We start from the raw sequence: 18,843 nt of genomic DNA on the forward strand, positions 1-18,843 counted from the left end.
GGAATGGTCTATTCATGCAGCTGCCGGAACAAGCAACTATATGTTTATCTGGGGAATGGCCGGAGAAAATCTCGACTATGGAGATATGGATAAAATCTCATACACAGAAATGAAATAATCCAGTTTTCATATAATCATCTATTTATCATTCTAAATGTTGTGGTTCTTAACCATTTACATAACTCAAATTACATACCACACATTTAGAATGATAGTTTTTTGACAAACAAATTTAAATTGGGCAGGCAAATTTTTAGGAACACAAAGAAACACTTTCAGTAGAGCCAAAACCCATAGAAAAACATTATTAAACTTTATATCATGAATACATTTCGAAAAGTAGATGAAAAAATGACAAACTTCAGATGGGTTATTTGTGGAATGTTATTTTTTGCAACTACAGTAAACTATCTTGACCGACAGGTTCTTTCTCTAACTTGGAAAGATTTTATCGCACCAGAATTTCACTGGACAGACTCCAACTATGGAGATATCACAGCTATATTTTCAATTGTATATGCCATAGCAAATCTTTTTGCCGGACGTTTTATTGACTGGATGGGTACCAAAAAAGGATATCTCTGGTCTATTTTCATTTGGTCAGCAGGAGCCTGCCTCCACGCATTATGCGGCTGGGCAACTGAGGTAACCTTAGGTATTCACAATGCAACAGAAATGCTTTCTGCCACAGGAGCCGTAGCATCAACTATCGCAATCACCAGTGTATACTATTTTATTGCAGCACGTATTGTTTTAGGAGCAGGTGAAGCAGGTAACTTCCCCGCAGCCATAAAAGTAACAGCAGAATATTTCCCTAAAAAAGACCGTGCTTTCTCTACTTCGATATTCAATGCCGGTTCTACCATTGGAGCATTGATAGCTCCCGTAAGTATTCCTCCTTTGGCACGTTATTTCCAAAGTATAGGTGTAGGAAACGGTTGGGAAATGGCATTTGTTGTAATCGGTGCTTTAGGTTTTGTTTGGATGGGATTATGGATGTTCCTATATAAGAAACCAAATGCTAATCCACATGTAAACGCAGCTGAATTAGCATATATTGAGCAAGACAACAATGAGCAAGAAGCAAAAAGCTCAGACTCACAGACTACAAACAGTGATTTTGACAATCAGAAAATTTCTTTCCTCCAGTGTTTTAAATTCCCTCAGACATGGGCTGTATTCTTCGGTAAGTTCATGACAGATGGTGTATGGTGGTTCTACTTATTCTGGACACCTGCTTATATCTCAGACGTGTACGGTTTCTCTTCTGATACTGCTACCGCTCAGATGCTTATCTTTGTACTATATGCCATCACAATGCTTTCTATATACGGAGGAAAATTGCCAACCATTATCATCAATAAAACAGGCAAGAACCCATATGTAGCACGTATGCAAGCGATGTTTATCTTTGCTTTATTCCCGTTGTTAGCTCTATTTGCTCAACCATTAGGAAATTATTCATATTGGTATCCGATTATTATTATAGGTATTGCAGGTGCAGCCCATCAGTCATGGTCGGCTAATATCTATTCTGTAGTAGGTGATATGTTCCCAAAGAGCACTATTGCTACCATCATCGGAATCGGTGGTATGGCAGGAGGTATCGGTTCATTCTTTATCAACATGGGCTCAGGACGACTGTTCGACTATGCAGCCGAAACCAATATGGTGTTTATGGGCTTTGAAGGTAAAGCAGCCGGCTACTTCATCATCTTCAGTATATGCGCAGTAGCTTATCTGATTGGATGGATAATCATGAAAATATTGGTTCCGAAATATAAACTGGTTAAGGTTTAATTAATTCAGGAATTAAGATAGTTCAACTCCCCTTTACATTCAGACGTTTAAAGAACAAAAGGAAAAACGTGAAGAATGTAAAGGGGAGTTTTGTTGTTCTTTCGCTTTAAACAACGTGAAATTACCTCCAACATTTGTTCAGAAAAAATTATTTTTAGTACAAACCTTGATATCTTTTGTACAAAAGATCAGGCAAATAACTGCATGTTTTTTAAAAACAACATGATAATATATGTATTATTTGACATTTATAGTTATTGTGGTTTACTAAAAAGAAGTAGAAAGCTTTAAAGGAAAGGGTTACATAAAAGAGTACCCTGTCTTTGTTCTTTTTTGAATGAAGCATTATCTATAAAATTAATTCAGACACTGAATAAATTATAGTTAAATATTATTCTTTTCGTGCATAATATATTTTATCGGATAGCAAATGTCCAACTCTTCTATCACGAGAAAAATCACCACGTAAAAATGTACACATATACAATTTTCCCGATAAATCGTACGATTTTATAGGTCTCTGCGACCAAATAATATCAATTTTGTAATACCAGAATAATAAAATTTTTATAATACATATATTACAGCAATAGTTCGTTAAAAATTCGCCAAGCCTAAGCGGCTCTGGCAGTAAATAAAATGAGTTCTTTGAAAAGTTTGTCAATAACTTGCGGGTCTGGGCTAATCCCAAACACGCAAATAAATCGTTCAAGCATATAAGCATTGTGTATGAAAGACTTGCAGGAGGATATGGAACAGGTTATTCCGAGCCTCTTACATGCCGCTTTGGCCAAGTTGACAGCTGCGAGCGATGCATTGAAGTGAAAATCCAATTTCCTGAAGTCGGGTGACTGGCAGTTGGTGATTCCTGCATGCTGCTTGCCACTCTAAAGAATTCCAACTGAAACATGGTTCTGTAATAATCCAGCACCTCGCGTCCATCCATGGAATCGTCTGTAGAGAAATAAAGTTGCCACTTGTCTGTTCTTCCGTCCATCGGATACCAGATGGCTAAGGAAACATACCTTTTGAAAGCTTTAGCATAAACCCTCAATCCGTATAGCTTTCCTTTGTTCACCTCGTATTCCTTGCACCGGGTCAAATCCAGATTGGCAAAGTCAATCCTGCCGTCAAACCACTTGGGATGACCACGTTTTCCTGTTTTCTTTTCCAATGTCGGATAGTACAGGACAACATCATTCCTAAAGCGGCTGATGACATGGAAACCGTTCTCACACATAGGCGTTACGAAAGTTTCCTTGGAAAAGAATGCGTCTGCAACCACCGTTTTGGATATGCTTTGCAGCTTGTCTTTTCTGCTGATAAGATAGCAGCTGTACCAGTCAACAAGGTTCTTGTCCATATTATCCAAGGTCTTACAATCCGGTGTCTGAATGGAACCTAAAGTCATGCATTCATGGTTGTCGATGTCAATGATACCGATGCCCATGATTTCCAATCCTCGCTTGTACTCTCCTGCACAACCGGACCAGAAGTAACCTATCCAAGGTGTCTTCTTGCCTGATTTGGGAATATAGGAAGGGTCGATGGCAATGGCTTTTCTTTTGCCTGTGAGATGCTTGCTGATGATAGATCCGTTGAACGCAAACCAGTCGAAAGTTTCATGCTCAAAAAGGTTACGATAAGTCTGTTCTGAGAAACAGCCATATCTGCCCAATTGAAGGAAATTTATACGATCCGGGATGGCCATGAATAATTTCATGGTGTCCATGAATGCTTTTTCAAAAGGTTTGTGTATATTCGCTACTGATTTGAGAGCCGACAGGCACTCGGATTGGTATTGCATAAGGAGTGTTTCTTTAGTCATAATCAGAAGAGTTCAGAGACTTCTAATTTACTAAGAAATAACGAATTATGCAATACTTTCCTCCTTTATTATCAGCAGGTTAGCTCTCTTTTTTTCAGCACATTTCTTCATGCTTAACCATTCGTTTTTGACAACATTTCAATGACCTCTTTAGTGTTTCCGAACCAGCTTTTGCCGGTTCTGTTGTTTAACTTTTAATCTTTCGGTAAAAATTTACCGAAGTATTGTTACAGATAATCTATGAGAAGCGTACAAAAACAAATCAGCTTATTATTAATCTTATTAATAAGCTCTTCACTAAATGTTCTAGCACAGAACAAAACGATTACCGGTACGGTAAGAGATGCTAATGACGTAGTTATCGGAGCCTCCGTCACAATCAAAGGCAACAAATCACTTGGTACCATCACTGACATAGAAGGTACATATAGTATTTCCGTTCCAGAATCAGCTCAGGAATTAATCTTTTCTTATGTGGGATATGAAACCCAAATTGTTCCTATAAAAGGGCGTACAACAATTAACATTACTTTATCAGAAAGCAGCCAAATGCTGGATGAAGTTGTTGCTATTGGATATGCAAAGGTACAACGCAAAGACCTAACTGGAGCTATTTCTTCAGTTGGAGGAAAAGAACTTGCGAATGTTCCTGTAACCACAGCTATGCAAGCCTTACAAGGAAAAGCAGCAGGTGTCAATATTGTAACAGCTAGTGGTGCTCCAGGGGCAAGTGCCAATATTACTATTCGAGGTGGTATGTCTCTTACTCAAGGGACAGAACCACTTTATATTGTCGATGGATTTGAAATGGGAGATGCACTCGATAATATTGATATTAACGATATTGAAAGTATAGATGTCTTAAAAGATGCTTCATCAACAGCCATTTATGGTGCACGTGGCTCCAATGGTATCATTGTAATAACAACAAAATCAGGTAAAAAAGGTAAAACACAAATTTCATACAATACATATTTTTCGTTTGACAAATTAGCAAAAAAACTAGATATGCTAAATAACGTAGAAGAGTATGTAAAATATCAATATGAATTTGCTGCTATGCGAGAAAATGCGTTAACAGCATACTCTAATGTATACGATAATGCCATAGGAATTGATCAAGATGACTTTTATACAGGAGCCTATGAACGCATCGCAAATCGTTATTCAGGAACAGAAGGTATTAACTGGCAAGAAGAAGTTTTTGGAGGATCAGCTATGACACAAAGTCATAATGTAAATATCTCAACAGGAACAGAAAAGACTCAAGTCATGTTAAGTTATAATTATAATGGACAAGATGGTCTTTTAGCAAATCACTCCTCTAACAAAAGTTCATTCCGTGCAAAAATCAATTCAGAATTATATAAAGGAATCCGACTAGACGTAAATACAATGTTTTCTAATAAAAGTACCGATGGAGGTGGTAAATACGACGGTATGCGAAATGTACTGTTGCAACCCATTCACGGAGGAACGCTTTTTACACAAGACGAATTGTTGTACACTCAAACATATCCAGACTATACTAGCATGGATTCTGCATTCAATACGCCTAATCCTTTAGTACAGAATAATGCTTCAACCTCTAACAGTCGGTCTCGTCTATTCAGCGTAAATGCCGGAATTGAATTCGATTTTCTTAAATACTTTACATATAGAGTGGCAGGAAGTTATACCTGGTCAAACTCAAAATCGACATCCTTTGCCGATGAAAATTCTACATCTTATATCATGGATCCCGAGAATACAGGTATAAATGGAAGTATTGGGAACAAAGAATCTTACAAATATCAAATTACAAATACATTAAATTATAATCAGACATTTGCCCAAAAGCATAAAGTTAATGTATTGCTAGGACATGAAGTCACCTACTCTGAGTCAGAGAAAAATTCAATGAAACTCAGAAAATTCCCGTATCCTAACCATGGATTGGACCAGATTGACCAAGCAGAAGTCTATGAAAAAGATGCAGGTCATTCGCATAGCGGTATGGTTTCTGCTTTCATCCGTGCCAATTATACGTTTGACGAACGATACTTGTTTACAGCAACTTTACGAGGCGACGGATCTAGTAAATTTGCACCGGCAAACAAATGGGGCATATTCCCTTCAGTTTCAGCAGCATGGCGTATATCAGAAGAAGCTTTCTGGAAAGGTCATCAAATAGAAAATATCATAAACAACATGAAATTACGTATTGGTTACGGTACAACCGGTAACAATGGTATCGGAGACCGTCTATACGTTACGAGCATTCAGCAAACCAGCTACCCGATTAATAGTGATGCAGGAAATTCTGCCTATTTGCCTGGAGAAACTTTAGGTAACAAAGACTTGAAATGGGAAACATTAATCTCGACCAACGTCGGACTTGATTTATCATTTTTCAACAGCCGCATCAACTTTACAGCAGAATGGTATAACAATCAATCTAAAGATTTACTAATGCAATGCGTTATTCCTAGTTCTACCGGCTATAAAAACCAATACCAAAATGTGGGAAAAATGCGAAACCGTGGATGGGAATTCACTTTAAACACTGTAAACGTACGCACAAAAGATTTTAGCTGGACTAGTGATTTAAACTTGTCATTTAACTCATCACATGTTGAATCACTTGAAGAAGGGCTGAATGAAAAAACATTTGCAGTAGGAAACAGCCGCTCTGGAATGGTTACTTACTATGCTACTGTAGGACAAGGGCTAGGAGATATGTATGGATATGTCTATGAAGGTGTTTATACAACGGAAGACTTTATAGAAAGTAAAGATGCCGATGGAAATACAGTCTTCACCTTGCACGACGGAGTAGTAAGACCATCGGAAGGAAGTGTTCAACCAGGCGATATAAAATATGCAGCCGACGATGTAGATGAAAACGGAAACCCTATCTTCACAAGAAAAAATGTAAAAATCGGTAACGGTACACCGACTTGCATAGGTGGTTTCAACAATAGCTTCAGCTACAAGGGGTTCGACTTAAGCGTCTTCATGAAATTTGCCCTTGGACAAGACATCTACAATGCTACAAAACAAAGTATGTCACCATATGCACAATTCCAAAACATTCCAACCGAGTTTAATAACTATTACCGTGTAATTGATCCGGCTACAGGAAAAAAAGCTACAACATTAGCCAGATTAAAAGAACTGAATCCTAGTGAAAGCAACCGTTTGTGGAGTTTGAGCCTCAACAATGCTACCAGCGGATTTTATCCATCTTCATATTACGTAGAAGACGGTTCATACCTGCGTATCGCACAAGTGACATTAGGCTACACATTCCCTAAAGCATGGACAACAAAAGTAATGATTTCAAATGCCCGAATCTATTTCACGGCTAACAACTTAGCCACAATTTGCGGATATTCTGGCTACGACCCTGAAGTAAAATCAGCAAATGACAATGTGGTTTGTACTCCTGGATATGACAGCTCCATGTATCCACGTTCCAGAAGCTATGTTATAGGTCTTAATTTAACATTCTAAAAAACTGATACAATCATGAAAAATATAACATCAACATTAAGAAGAAAACTAATTTTATCAGCATTAGTAACAGTCTCATTAAGCTTAGGAACAAGTATGACATCTTGTTCTGACTGGTTAGAAATGGAAGCTTATACTAGCGATGATATAGAAACCACTTTCAGTGATGAGGTTAGAGCTGATAAATTTGTACAAGGTTGTTACCGTGGATTGATACATAACGAAATGTTTTACCAATTAGGTATGGGAGAAACAGTTATGCACTCATGCGAAGATGGCTCTACAAATAATAGCAAATATATGATGTGTAATTACAAATTTGATGCTTTAATTCCCGCAACAGTAACTACTATTTACAAAGAACAATATCGTATTATTGAAGCGACCAATATTGCCATCTCAAATTTAAGCAAAATGCCAGAAACTGAAAAACGCAATCAATTATTAGGTGAAGCCATCTGTATCAGAGCATTTTGTTACTTAAACTTAATCCGCATATATGGAGATGTACCTGCTGTTTACACTCCTTTAGAAGAAATGGATCCTAACGATGAAAATACATTTTATCCTAAGCGTTCATCACGTGATGAAATTTATGACAAAGTTATTTCAGAAGTGCAAAGTGTTATTGACTGGCTACCTTGGTTTGAAGAAAGCGACTATCAGACTCCTGAACGTATAACTAAGCAAGGAGCTTATGCATTATTAGCTCGTTTAGCTCTTTATGCAGGAGGGTACTCACTCCGTTGGAATCTAGAAACTAATGATCCAGCTACACTCAAGATGGCTCGTCGTGATGATGCAACCCGAGTAAAAGAACTTTACCAAATAGCAGATAATGCTTGCTTCCAAATTATAAACCACGGAAGTAACTCGTTAGTACAAGCTCATGAAGACATGAGTGGTTTCCAATATCTATGGTACAATCACTGCCAAAGAAATTTCGCAGCCACCAATACAGAAATATTATGGGAAACAGCACAATATGGTGACGTAACAAATTCTCAATTTACAACTTATGCTCAGCCTGGTTCACGAGGTGGTAAATATGGCTCATTGAAAGCTATGCAATTCATGTTACCCACATATTACCTATCATTCAATCCCAAAGATACACGCCGCGATGTTTCATGTACCTCATATAGCATTTATTTCCTAGAAAAAGGAAGTGCTAATGACACTTGGGTTGATGTAGGAACAACTTACTCTTGCATAATGCCGGGCAAATTCCGTCTTTCATGGTGCGTTGCCCCTCAATCAAATAAACAACGTAACCTAGATATTCCTATTTTCCGTTACGCAGATGTATTACTAATGTATGCTGAAACTCAAAACTATTTAAACAACGGTCCTACTCAGGCTGCCAAAAACGCACTACAAGAAGTACGTAACCGTGCAGGTGTCGGTGAAGAGCTTACAATCCCTAATGAACAGGAGGCTTTTGATGATGCTATTGTACAAGAGCGTAAATGGGAATTTGCTACAGAATTTACATTACGCACCGACTTGATACGTATGAATCGACTAACAAAAGAGTTAGCTAAAACTAAACAAGCAATGAAAGATTTATCAGATCGTAAAAATGAATATGCAAATATACCTACATATCGTTTATACAAATTTCATATAGATGCTCAAGAATACGGAGATAAATTTCTTGCTGTTGATTACATAGATTTAACAGATCCATCAGAAATTGAGGTTGTAAAGAATGTACCTACAGCCAAAGAAGAATATGATGCTTTCCAAGAGAAAATATTAAATATAGTAAAAGCACATAATATTGAGGTCAGCAATGGTGACAAATGGTATCCTGTAAATATGTTTGAAGCATATACTAGCACTTTTAATGGCAATTCCCGTAAAATGGTCGGATTCAGAGCAGGATTCAACACATTACAAATAGGAAAAATCATTTATACCCTACCTACCGGATCTGCTGAAAATGGTGGAAAATATCCAACATGGATTGAATCTGCAGATGGAAGTGACGGACTATATTATGGTTTTCAAGAAAATAAATCAGAATTATGCCCATTTGCAGCAAAAAGTCCTGGACATCCATTAGTTGACAATCCTAATTTAACACAATTGCCTGGATACTAAAAATATCTTTTTCAAAAGAAAATTTTTAATTATATCCAAAGCTATCATTAGTAAAATGAGAATATAAAATAGTCCTATCATGCTTCACATTTAGAAGTAATGATAGGACTATTAAATTATCAGTTCCCCTCCTCTATAAAAAAGAAGTATCCATCTTATTTTAAAGCTAATTTCCTAGGAAATGAACATATTCCTAGTTTAGACAAGTTCTATCCCCCTCACTCATTTAAGATGTTTCTGAATCCATTTCAACTGTCCATATTCCGTATCATCTGAGGTCCAATGCTCGTTTATAGGAGTAATAAGAGCATCTTTCGGACAATCGAGCACATTGTAAACAATATAGCTGGTAGTAGGAGGACAAGTATCATCATTATACCCCCAGGTAATATATACCGGAACTTTTATCTGCTTTGCAAAATTTACAACGTCATAATAAGCTAATGTACTTATTTTTTCGGGAGTATCCATGCCTTTATAGTTTTTGAACAAATGCGGATATCCTCCCGCACGTCCTGCCTTATAACCAGCCATATCACTCAATGCCGGATGATTAGCTACACACGCTGTAACACGCTTATCCAGTCCTGCCGTAACAATAGCAAGCGCTCCCCCTTGACTACCGCCCTGAACTATTACATTTTTTCCATCCCAATCAGGTTGAGAAGTAAGGAAGTCAATAGCACGTACACAACTCATATAGACTTTTTTCATATAATAATTATCCCGGTTGTCTATACCATTAACCAGATAGTTTCCAAAAGCAGACGAAATTTCCTTAAACTCTTCGGTAGACATTTCCGGATTCAAGCCATGAATTTCCATTTCCAGACGGATGCATCCCTCTTCAGCATAATAAATATGACGCTTGGGCTCCTTGATAGTCTTTACTCCAGCTCCCGGAGGGCACAATACCACAGGATATTTCCCTGGAGCTTTTGGACGGGTAAGATAACCGTAAATATACGAACCGGGGCGGAAGCATTGCAGCTTAACCAAATAACAGTCAGCCTTTTCTGTAGAATATTCAGGAGCTGGTTTTATGGTATATTTCAACGGACACCGTGCCGCATCTTCCATATTTTTTTGCCAGAACTGATTAAAATCGTCAGGAAGCTCCGTATATGGTTGCAGCTTCTCGGGAGAGAAACCAACCTTAACGTGATATTTATACGTTTTACCATTCACAACAGCAACCAGACGACAGTCACGGAATCCTGGATTTTTCATCGTTCCGACATTAATGACAGCACGTCCGTTTTTCAGCTTCACGGAGCCAGTTTTATCTGCTGGCATCATATCGCCCCCGAGTTCATATTTCACTTCCACCCCATCCTGAGGAATACCATATTTATAAAACTGAACTTCTACTTGAGCCTTTTCTCCCATTTTATACAACCAGTCAGCATGATCGGGTACTGTTACCCATAATACATCACTTCGATAAGGATAATTCTCGGCGGTAGAAGAGAGAGCTGAAAACATAAATGCACAAATAAAACCTCCCTTCAAGAATAAAGACTTTACGTTTTTCATATCTATACCAATTGATTCGGTTGAACAATATTTTACCAATAGCAAAAATACATCAAAACACTTGTACTGATGTTTACTTTTTAGACATTGAAGTGTAATAACTCACCAAGATCTTCTACTATTGTATACTATTTACCGTCAAAATCAAAAAGGATAGATACAAAAAAGGACCGTATCATAGTGCGTATAGAGCAATGATACGGTCCTTTTTACTGTTGGAACAGTCAGTATTTTATTTCACAATACTTAATTCTGATAATAAATACGTTTTACACGATTCGATACACTTGTCAAAATTTCATAAGGAATCGTATTGAGCTTATCTGCTAATATTGTTACAGGTAATTCATCACCAAAAATAATAGCTTTATCCCCTTCCTTACAATCAATATCTGTCACATCGATCATGCAGACATCCATACAGATATTTCCGACATAAGGAGTCTTCTGACCGTTTACCAGACAATAAGCATTACCATTTCCTAAATGTCTGTTCAAACCATCAGCATATCCAATAGGGATTGCAGCAATACGTGAATTACGTGTCAGAATTCCCTTCCGGCTATATCCTACAGTTTCATCTGCCGGAACATCGTGTATTTGCAAGATAGTTGTTTTCAAGGTACCAACATTATGCAGAATTTTATTAGTAAAAGGATCTATACCATATAATCCTATGCCTAAACGAACCATATCAAACTGTGCACCCGGATAACGTTCGATACCAGCTGTATTACAAATATGACGCAAAATTTTATGACTAAATCCTGCTTGCAGCTCAGCAGAAGCATTCTCGAAAGTTTCAATTTGCCGGCGAGTAAACGAATCAAAGCGTTCGGCATCACTACCTACCAGATGAGAGAATACAGAACGAGGAATTACAGCCGACTGACGATGTAAACGATCTACCAAGGCTGGGATTTCTTCAGGAGCAAATCCTAACCGATGCATACCCGTATCAATCTTGATATGTATCGGGAAATTGGAAACGCCTTCACGTCCGGCAGCCTTAATCAATTCTTCAAGCAAGTGAAAACTGTACACTTCCGGCTCCAGTTTGTAGTCGAACATGGTTTTAAATGCCGTAAGTTCCGGATTCATAATGATTATAGAACTATTAATTCCAGCCTTACGCAAGTCTGCTCCTTCATCGGCTACTGCCACAGCCAGATAATCTACACGGTGATCCTCCAGCGTCTTCGCTATCTCAAACGAACCTGCTCCATAAGCAGAAGCTTTAACCATACATACCATTTTTGTATCTGGCTTAAGCTTATTACGATAATAATTCAGATTGTCGACCAAAGCCTCAAGATTAATCTCAAGAATCGTTTCGTGCACTTTCAACTCCAACAAATCTGTAATATCATCGAAATGGAACACACGAGCCCCTTTTATTAACACCACTTCATTGCGCAACGAAGATAAGATACCCGATTCTATCAATTCAGCAGTTGTACGGAAAAAGCGTTTATCGATTTCAAATCGTGAAGCCGCAGCAGATATTTCTTCACCTACTCCTATTATACGGTCTACCTTACGGCTATGTACCAAATCGGCTACCTGACGATAAAGCAATTTACTAGGTTGTCCACTCTCCAAAATATCTGATAAAATAAGCGTACGCCGACGACCTTTATCTTCTGTACGGCGGGCCATGAAATCAAGAGCAATGTCCAGTGAAGCAAAATCAGAATTATAACTATCGTTTATTAAAACACAACCATTCTTGCCTTCCTTCACTTCCAGACGCATGGCAACTGGTTCCAAATGAGCCATCCGTTCGGCAATATCCTCAGGAGAAACCATCAGATACAATGCCACAGCAAGAGCATTTAATGAATTTTCAATGGACGCATCATCTATAAAAGGAATGCGGTACTCCTTCAAAAAGCCCAGATAGCGATATTTTACGGTAGTTCCGGTATCATCCTTTTCTATTTTTTCAATGAACAATGGACGTTCATTATCCTTCATCGACCAGGCTATCTCACGAGATGTAAACAGTGACTTCGAAACACAACTGCTTATCAACTCATTATCACCATTATAAATAATGACATCACAGTCTTTGAAAAGCTGCAGCTTTTCCATACATTTACCCTGCAAAGAAGAAAAATTCTCCTGATGTGCCCAACCGATATTTGTCAACACTCCGATAGTAGGCTGAATGATAGGCTGTAATGCTTCCATTTCACCCATTTCTGAAATTCCAGCCTCAAATATACCCAACTCAGTATGTTCGTTCATCATCCATACAGACAAGGGTACTCCTATCTGTGAGTTATAACTACGAGGTGAACGGGTAATTACTTTTTCAGGACTTAACAGTTGATAAATCCATTCCTTCACCACTGTTTTTCCATTACTTCCGGTAATACCTACAACAGGAACCTGGAACTGTTCACGATGTTTGGCAGCCAGACGCTGCAAAGCTTTCAGTGTATTTCCAACTTGCAAAAAATTGGCGTCAGCATAATGAGACAACTGCTCTGGCACATCAGTTACCACAAAATTTCTCACCCCTCTGGCGTAAAGTTCCGGTATGTATTTATGTCCGTCATTACGCTTTGTTTTTAAAGCGAAAAATAAAGTTTCTTCCGGAAAACACAATGAACGGCTATCCGTAAGAATCCAGTCAATAGTTGCCTGGTGTTTTCCTATTCTCTCAGCTCCAATGACGGAGGTTATTTCTTCAATCGAGTTTGACATAATGTTATTTCATTTTGTACGTCTAAGTACGGTAATTTTTCTTTTAGCCTTTCTATCTTTAACATTATTTGACTTAGAAAAGTATAATAAGCTTCCGATTTTGCATTGAAAGGACGGTGGTCAAGCCCCTTTTTTATTTCTTGCCATTCCTTCATTATATGCAACGTTTCTGTTGTGAAAAAGCACTCACAAAAACATTCCCAGATATAGTTTATGGCAAGCTGGCTCGGATGAAGCATATCATCGGCATAAAAACGATAATCACGCAATTCGTCCAACAGAATCTCATATGACGGAAAATAATGACAATATGAAAACTTCTGACATATTTTTTCGATTGCCAGCAAAAGTACTGCCTTACTTAACTGATTGCCATGTAAGCCGTCTTTCGCATGACGTATCGGGCTAACCGTAAACAAGATCTGTACCTCCGGATTCACCAAGCGAATCTTTTCAAGTAAAGAAATATAAACTGATACGATTTCGTCTACATCCAACAGACGCCGTACAAACAATTTATCTGGCAGTTTATGGCAGTTTCCAACAACTTCTCCAGTTTCTTTCCATTCATAAACCCGTGCAGTTCCCCAAGTAAGAATCAGCCAGTTAGCCTTACCTAACGTAGCACTTCCCTTTATCATGCGGAAGTTGATTTTATTCAGACACTCTAACTTGTCTGATGAAGAAAAAGAACTATGATGCATCAGACTATACCAAATTCCTTTGTCAAAGCGTAAGTCGTCCTCACCATATACCTTTTCATCCAATAATAGAGATATGGACTTTGCTATTGAAAAAGGATTATATAAAATGCCAAAAGGATTTATGTCACAATTAAACTTATTATCTACCAATAGTTTTCCTATATTTTCCGAGAAACAAGACCCCCATGACATAAGTAAATCCGAATGACAAATTTTAGATTGTCCGACCGGCAATTCTACTTTTGTTCTAAACTCCATAAGCAAACATTGTTCATTATTTTTTGTGCAAATGTAAACACAATACACATATTTATCGTATTTTTGTGAAATTAATATTGAATAAAAACCGGATGGAACAACCCATTTCTTACGAATTGTTGAATAAAATAGATAGCCCGGAAGATTTGCGTCATCTTCCTATCGAGTCTTTACCTGAGGTCTGTCGGGAGCTCAGGGATAAAATCATTGATGAACTTTCTCGCAATCCCGGGCATTTTGGTTCAAGTTTAGGAGTAATAGAATTAACTGTTGCACTTCATTATATATTCAATACCCCCTATGACCGCATTGTATGGGACGTAGGACATCAGGCGTACGGACATAAGATACTGACTGAACGTCGTGACCGTTTCTGTACAAACAGAAAACTAAACGGTTTATGCCCTTTTCCCTCACCGTCAGAAAGCGAATATGATACGTTTACCTGTGGACATGCATCCAACTCTATCTCCGTAGCTCTAGGCATGGCTGTTGCTGCGGCCCGCAAAGGTGAAAAAAACCGCCATGTAGTAGCCGTAATCGGGGATGGTTCGATGAGTGGCGGGCTGGCTTTTGAAGGATTGAATAATGCGTCTTCTACTCCCAACAATTTGCTGATTATCTTGAACGATAACAACATGGCGATCGATCGGAGCGTAGGAGGAATGAAACAATATCTGCTAAATCTCCAAACATCAGAAGGATACAACCGACTGAGATATAACATCTCAAAGAAGCTACATCAGTGGGGAGTTCTGAATGAAGAACGCCGGAAAAGCTTAATCCGTTTCAACAATAGCCTGAAATCTGTTCTTACCCAACAACAGAACATTTTTGAGGGAATGAATATCCGCTACTTCGGTCCAGTAGACGGACACGATGTTTTTGCTCTGGCAAAAGTACTGAAAGAAATTAAGGACATGAAGGGACCGAAACTACTTCATATCCATACAATCAAAGGCAAAGGATTCAAACCTGCGGAAGAAGCAGCCACCATCTGGCATGCTCCAGGCATATTCGATAAAGAAACTGGAGAAAGAATCGTAAATGATACAAGTGGTATGCCACCTTTATTCCAGGATGTGTTTGGCAAAACCTTACTGGAACTGGCAAAAAAGAACGACAAAATTATTGGAGTGACTCCAGCCATGCCTACTGGCTGTTCTATGAATATCTTAATGAAAGCTATGCCCGACCGTGCATTCGATGTAGGCATTGCCGAAGGACATGCCGTAACTTTTTCGGGAGGTATGGCCAAAGAGGGATTACTGCCTTTCTGTAACATTTACTCCTCGTTCATGCAACGGGCATACGACAATATTATCCACGACATAGCCATACAGAAACTGAATGTAGTGTTATGCCTAGACCGTGCTGGCTTAGTAGGAGAAGACGGTCCAACGCATCATGGCGTATTCGATCTGGCGTATTTACGTCCTATCCCTAACCTAACAATAGCTTCACCTTACGACGAACAGGAACTGCGCCGGCTGATGTATACAGCACAGCTTCCCGACCAAGGTCCTTTTGTTATCCGCTATCCTCGCGGACGAGGTGTGCTGACCAACTGGGAATGTCCACTTAAAGCTGTTGAAGTGGGAAAGGGCAGAAAACTGAAAGACGGTTCCGACCTGGCTGTAATCACAATCGGTCCTATCGGAAATACAGCAGCCAAAGCTATTACAGAAGCCGAGAATACTCATAATTGCAGCATTGCCCACTACGATCTCCGTTTTTTAAAACCACTGGATGAAGCATTATTACACGAGATAGGAAAAAAATTCTCACGTATCATTACAATAGAAGATGGAGTGCTCAAAGGTGGAATGGGAAGTGCTGTTCTGGAATTTATGTCAGACAATAACTACACCCCTATGGTAAAGCGTATGGGTATTCCTGACCATTTTATACAACATGGTCCTGTAAATGCTCTTTACTCCATTTGTGGTATCGATCAAACAGGTATATATAATACATTAATTCATATTCTGAACTCATGAAGATTATCATTGCCGGCGCAGGAGCTGTAGGAACACACCTGGCCAAACTCTTATCAGATGAGAAACAAGATATTATCCTTATGGACGACGACGAAGAAAGACTGGGAAGACTAGGCAGTAACTTCGATCTGCTCGCCGTCAACATATCCCCTACTTCGATTTCAGGATTGAAAGAAGCGGGAGTAGCAGGTGCAGACTTGTTTATCGCCGTAACTCCGGATGAAAGCAGGAATATGACCGCATGTATGCTGGCTACTAGCCTGGGAGCCAAAAAGACAGTTGCACGAATCAATAACTACGAGTATCTGCTTCCTAAGCATAAAGAGTTTTTTGCCAAACTAGGAGTCGACTCCCTAATTTATCCGGAAATGCTGGCAGCGAAAGAAATTGTAGATGCCGTAAAGATGAGCTGGATTCGTCAATGGTGGGAGTTTGCTGGAGGAGCATTAGTTTTACTCGGAACCAAGATGAAAGAAACAGCAGAAATTCTGAATGTACCTCTGCATGAGTTGGGAGGAAGAAATATCCCTTTCCATATTGTTGCAATCAAACGTGGCAGCGAAACAATCATTCCCCGAGGTGATGATACTATTATTTTGAATGACATCGTATATTTTACAACAACAAAAAAATATATTCCTTATATCCGGAAAATTGCTGGAAAAGAGAATGAAGCTGATATCCGCAACGTGATGATTATGGGTGGAAGTCGTATAGCCGTACGTACCGTACAATATATGCCCGAATACATGCGTACTAAAATCATTGAGAGTGACTTCAACCGATGCAACCGACTTACCGAACTGGTAGATGATAAGGTAATGATTATCAACGGAGACGGACGAGATATGGAACTGCTTCTGGAAGAAGGAATCAAAAATACAGAAGCATTTGTTGCTTTGACCGGAAATTCAGAAACAAATATTCTTGCCTGCCTGGCAGCTAAACGTTTAGGTATAAGCAAAACCGTAGCCGAAGTCGAAAACATAGACTATATCAGTATGGCAGAGAGTCTGGATATAGGTACTGTTATCAATAAAAAATTCATTGCCGCCAGCCATATCTACCAAATGATGCTGGATGCCGATGTATCAAATGTCAAGTGTCTGACATTTGCCAACGCCGATGTAGCAGAATTTACAGTAAAAGCAGGCTCACGCATCACTCGCTCTCAGGTAAAAGATGTGGGCCTTCCTAAAGGAGCTACTATCGGAGGACTCATCAGAAACGGAGAAGGTATCCTGGTTACAGGTAACACCACCATCATGGAAAACGACCACGTAGTAGTGTTCTGTCTGGGAATGATGATCAAGAAGCTGGAAAAATTTTTCAACTAAATTCTAAGCCCAGTTATTTACTCTTTACAAAACGTATTTACATAGTCATTCTATACGAAAGCCTTGCTTTACACAACAAAATAAAGCAAGGCTTTTTTACAACTGACAATCAAACATTTGCTCATTCAACATCAAACCTAAGTATAAGGATAAAAGAAACTATAATGGTATCTGACAATTTTCATAATAGCAATTCTTCTACAATACTTGTTTAGAAAAACAATAAAAAGAAAACTATAGTAACCATTCTATTTTCCGCCTTGACACGCATGTTCCCTAAACCTACCTTTGCGCCGTAACCCTTAAACAACAATGATTATGGCAAAAGAAAAAGTAAACTACCAGGAGGTATATGACCTCTATCAGTTATGCAGTGAGACCAAGGATCTTCGTGAGTTCTGTGCGGATTATGGAGTAAATTACGACAAGTTCATGAACTGGCAGCGTCATCAGCTATGGAGCGAAAAGTTAGGCAAGACAGTCCAGGTTGAGCAGCCCAAGGTTGCCAAAGTCCGGATAACCGGCAAGCCTTGCAACAGTCCAACCGTAAAGTTGGAGGTGAAACAACCTGAAGGTGAATCTCCGATTAAGTGGGTAAAACTGCAATTGACATCAGGTGCCACATTGTTCCTAAGAAATACCACAGTTCTTGATTTGAGTCTGTTGCTTAATAAAATGATAGGATGATATGCTTGGACTTAGCGCTAACCTGAACTATTACCTGTTCAACGGTAATGTGGATTTGCGGAAAGGAATCTTCCGCCTGTGTGAGAGTATAAGGGAAGAGATGTCACTTGACCCGAGCGATGCATCCAATGTATATATGTTCATGTCCAGGAACCGAAAAGTTGTGAAAATACTTCATTATGAACGCGGATTTTATGTGCTTTACGAGAAACGTCCTGTCATGGGGAGATTCAGAACCTGTGTTTTGATGAAGTCTCCAAATGCTACGGATACATGGTCGGACATGGCTATCTTACGAAAGTATAGTAGTGACAGATGTACGTCAGTTCGAAAGATATATACTACATTGATTATGCAATCAAATGATTATCAGAATACGA

General features: G+C 38.8%; 11 protein-coding genes and 1 pseudogene. 8 read left to right on the top strand and 4 right to left on the bottom strand.

Annotated features, from left to right (window positions below):
• Both BACCOP_RS20460 and BACCOP_RS09950 read left to right on the top strand, forming a co-directional pair.
• A pseudogene (locus BACCOP_RS20460) lies at window positions 1-118 on the top strand (5-dehydro-4-deoxy-D-glucuronate isomerase); the annotation flags it as partial.
• 203 nt (window positions 119-321) lie between these two features.
• Window positions 322-1,800, top strand: coding sequence for an MFS transporter (locus BACCOP_RS09950; protein WP_007567004.1), 1,479 nt, complete (start codon window positions 322-324; stop codon window positions 1,798-1,800).
• 760 nt (window positions 1,801-2,560) lie between these two features.
• On the opposite strand, the gene BACCOP_RS09955 is transcribed toward BACCOP_RS09950, so the two are convergent.
• The gene (locus BACCOP_RS09955; protein WP_007567006.1) at window positions 2,561-3,628 is read right to left on the bottom strand and encodes a hypothetical protein; all 1,068 of its coding nucleotides are present in this window, start codon (window positions 3,626-3,628) and stop codon (window positions 2,561-2,563) included.
• Between the two features lie 240 nt (window positions 3,629-3,868).
• Here BACCOP_RS09955 and BACCOP_RS09960 point away from each other — a divergent pair, with 240 nt between their 5' ends.
• Both BACCOP_RS09960 and BACCOP_RS09965 read left to right on the top strand, forming a co-directional pair.
• Window positions 3,869-7,123, top strand: a complete 3,255-nt coding sequence (locus BACCOP_RS09960) for a SusC/RagA family TonB-linked outer membrane protein (RefSeq protein WP_007568785.1) — start codon at window positions 3,869-3,871, stop codon at window positions 7,121-7,123.
• Between the two features lie 15 nt (window positions 7,124-7,138).
• Window positions 7,139-9,229: a RagB/SusD family nutrient uptake outer membrane protein gene (locus BACCOP_RS09965; protein ID WP_022125895.1), complete on the top strand. Its 2,091-nt coding sequence runs from the start codon at window positions 7,139-7,141 to the stop codon at window positions 9,227-9,229.
• 222 nt (window positions 9,230-9,451) lie between these two features.
• On the opposite strand, the gene BACCOP_RS09970 is transcribed toward BACCOP_RS09965, so the two are convergent.
• The 3 genes from BACCOP_RS09970 to BACCOP_RS09980 all read right to left on the bottom strand — a co-directional run bounded on the left by BACCOP_RS09970 (window position 9,452) and on the right by BACCOP_RS09980 (window position 14,439).
• Window positions 9,452-10,714, bottom strand: coding sequence for an acetylxylan esterase (locus BACCOP_RS09970; RefSeq protein ID WP_148315614.1), 1,263 nt, complete (start codon window positions 10,712-10,714; stop codon window positions 9,452-9,454).
• A 297-nt stretch (window positions 10,715-11,011) separates the two neighbouring features.
• Window positions 11,012-13,477, bottom strand: a complete 2,466-nt coding sequence (locus BACCOP_RS09975) for a bifunctional UDP-N-acetylmuramoyl-tripeptide:D-alanyl-D-alanine ligase/alanine racemase (RefSeq protein WP_007568791.1) — start codon at window positions 13,475-13,477, stop codon at window positions 11,012-11,014.
• Window positions 13,453-14,439, bottom strand: coding sequence for a GSCFA domain-containing protein (locus BACCOP_RS09980; protein ID WP_007568793.1), 987 nt, complete (start codon window positions 14,437-14,439; stop codon window positions 13,453-13,455). The genes BACCOP_RS09975 and BACCOP_RS09980 overlap by 25 nt, the downstream gene beginning before the upstream one ends.
• Window positions 14,440-14,531: 92 nt before the next feature.
• On the opposite strand from BACCOP_RS09980, the gene dxs reads away from it, so the two are divergent.
• From dxs to tnpB, 4 genes are all read left to right on the top strand, one after another.
• Window positions 14,532-16,439: a 1-deoxy-D-xylulose-5-phosphate synthase gene (gene dxs, locus BACCOP_RS09985; RefSeq protein ID WP_007568795.1), complete on the top strand. Its 1,908-nt coding sequence runs from the start codon at window positions 14,532-14,534 to the stop codon at window positions 16,437-16,439.
• Window positions 16,436-17,776 carry a Trk system potassium transporter TrkA gene (gene trkA / locus BACCOP_RS09990; protein ID WP_007568797.1) on the top strand — a complete coding sequence of 447 codons (1,341 nt, stop codon included), beginning with the start codon at window positions 16,436-16,438 and terminating at the stop codon, window positions 17,774-17,776. The genes dxs and trkA overlap by 4 nt, the downstream gene beginning before the upstream one ends.
• 318 nt (window positions 17,777-18,094) lie before the next feature.
• Entirely contained in the window at window positions 18,095-18,463 is a 369-nt protein-coding gene (locus tag BACCOP_RS09995) for a hypothetical protein (RefSeq protein ID WP_009131422.1), read from the top strand.
• 1 nt (window position 18,464) lies between these two features.
• A partial coding sequence (gene tnpB, locus BACCOP_RS10000; RefSeq protein WP_007568799.1) for an IS66 family insertion sequence element accessory protein TnpB occupies window positions 18,465-18,843 on the top strand: 379 nt, incomplete at its 3' end.

Origin of the sequence: Phocaeicola coprocola DSM 17136 (assembly GCF_000154845.1) — a bacterium.
Taxonomy (GTDB): domain Bacteria; phylum Bacteroidota; class Bacteroidia; order Bacteroidales; family Bacteroidaceae; genus Phocaeicola; species Phocaeicola coprocola.

What these genes read in the sequence shown, in the direction of transcription:
- BACCOP_RS09960 (WP_007568785.1), top strand. Translation starts at nt 3,869, where the DNA reads ATGAGAAGCGTACAAAAACAAATCAGCTTATTATTAATCTTATTAATA.
- BACCOP_RS09950 (WP_007567004.1), top strand. Translation starts at nt 322, where the DNA reads ATGAATACATTTCGAAAAGTAGATGAAAAAATGACAAACTTCAGATGG.
- trkA (WP_007568797.1), top strand. Translation starts at nt 16,436, where the DNA reads ATGAAGATTATCATTGCCGGCGCAGGAGCTGTAGGAACACACCTGGCC.
- BACCOP_RS09965 (WP_022125895.1), top strand. Translation starts at nt 7,139, where the DNA reads ATGAAAAATATAACATCAACATTAAGAAGAAAACTAATTTTATCAGCA.
- BACCOP_RS09975 (WP_007568791.1), bottom strand. Translation starts at nt 13,477, where the DNA reads ATGTCAAACTCGATTGAAGAAATAACCTCCGTCATTGGAGCTGAGAGA.
- BACCOP_RS09970 (WP_148315614.1), bottom strand. Translation starts at nt 10,714, where the DNA reads ATGTTTTCAGCTCTCTCTTCTACCGCCGAGAATTATCCTTATCGAAGT.
- BACCOP_RS09955 (WP_007567006.1), bottom strand. Translation starts at nt 3,628, where the DNA reads ATGACTAAAGAAACACTCCTTATGCAATACCAATCCGAGTGCCTGTCG.
- dxs (WP_007568795.1), top strand. Translation starts at nt 14,532, where the DNA reads ATGGAACAACCCATTTCTTACGAATTGTTGAATAAAATAGATAGCCCG.
- BACCOP_RS09980 (WP_007568793.1), bottom strand. Translation starts at nt 14,439, where the DNA reads ATGGAGTTTAGAACAAAAGTAGAATTGCCGGTCGGACAATCTAAAATT.
- BACCOP_RS09995 (WP_009131422.1), top strand. Translation starts at nt 18,095, where the DNA reads ATGGCAAAAGAAAAAGTAAACTACCAGGAGGTATATGACCTCTATCAG.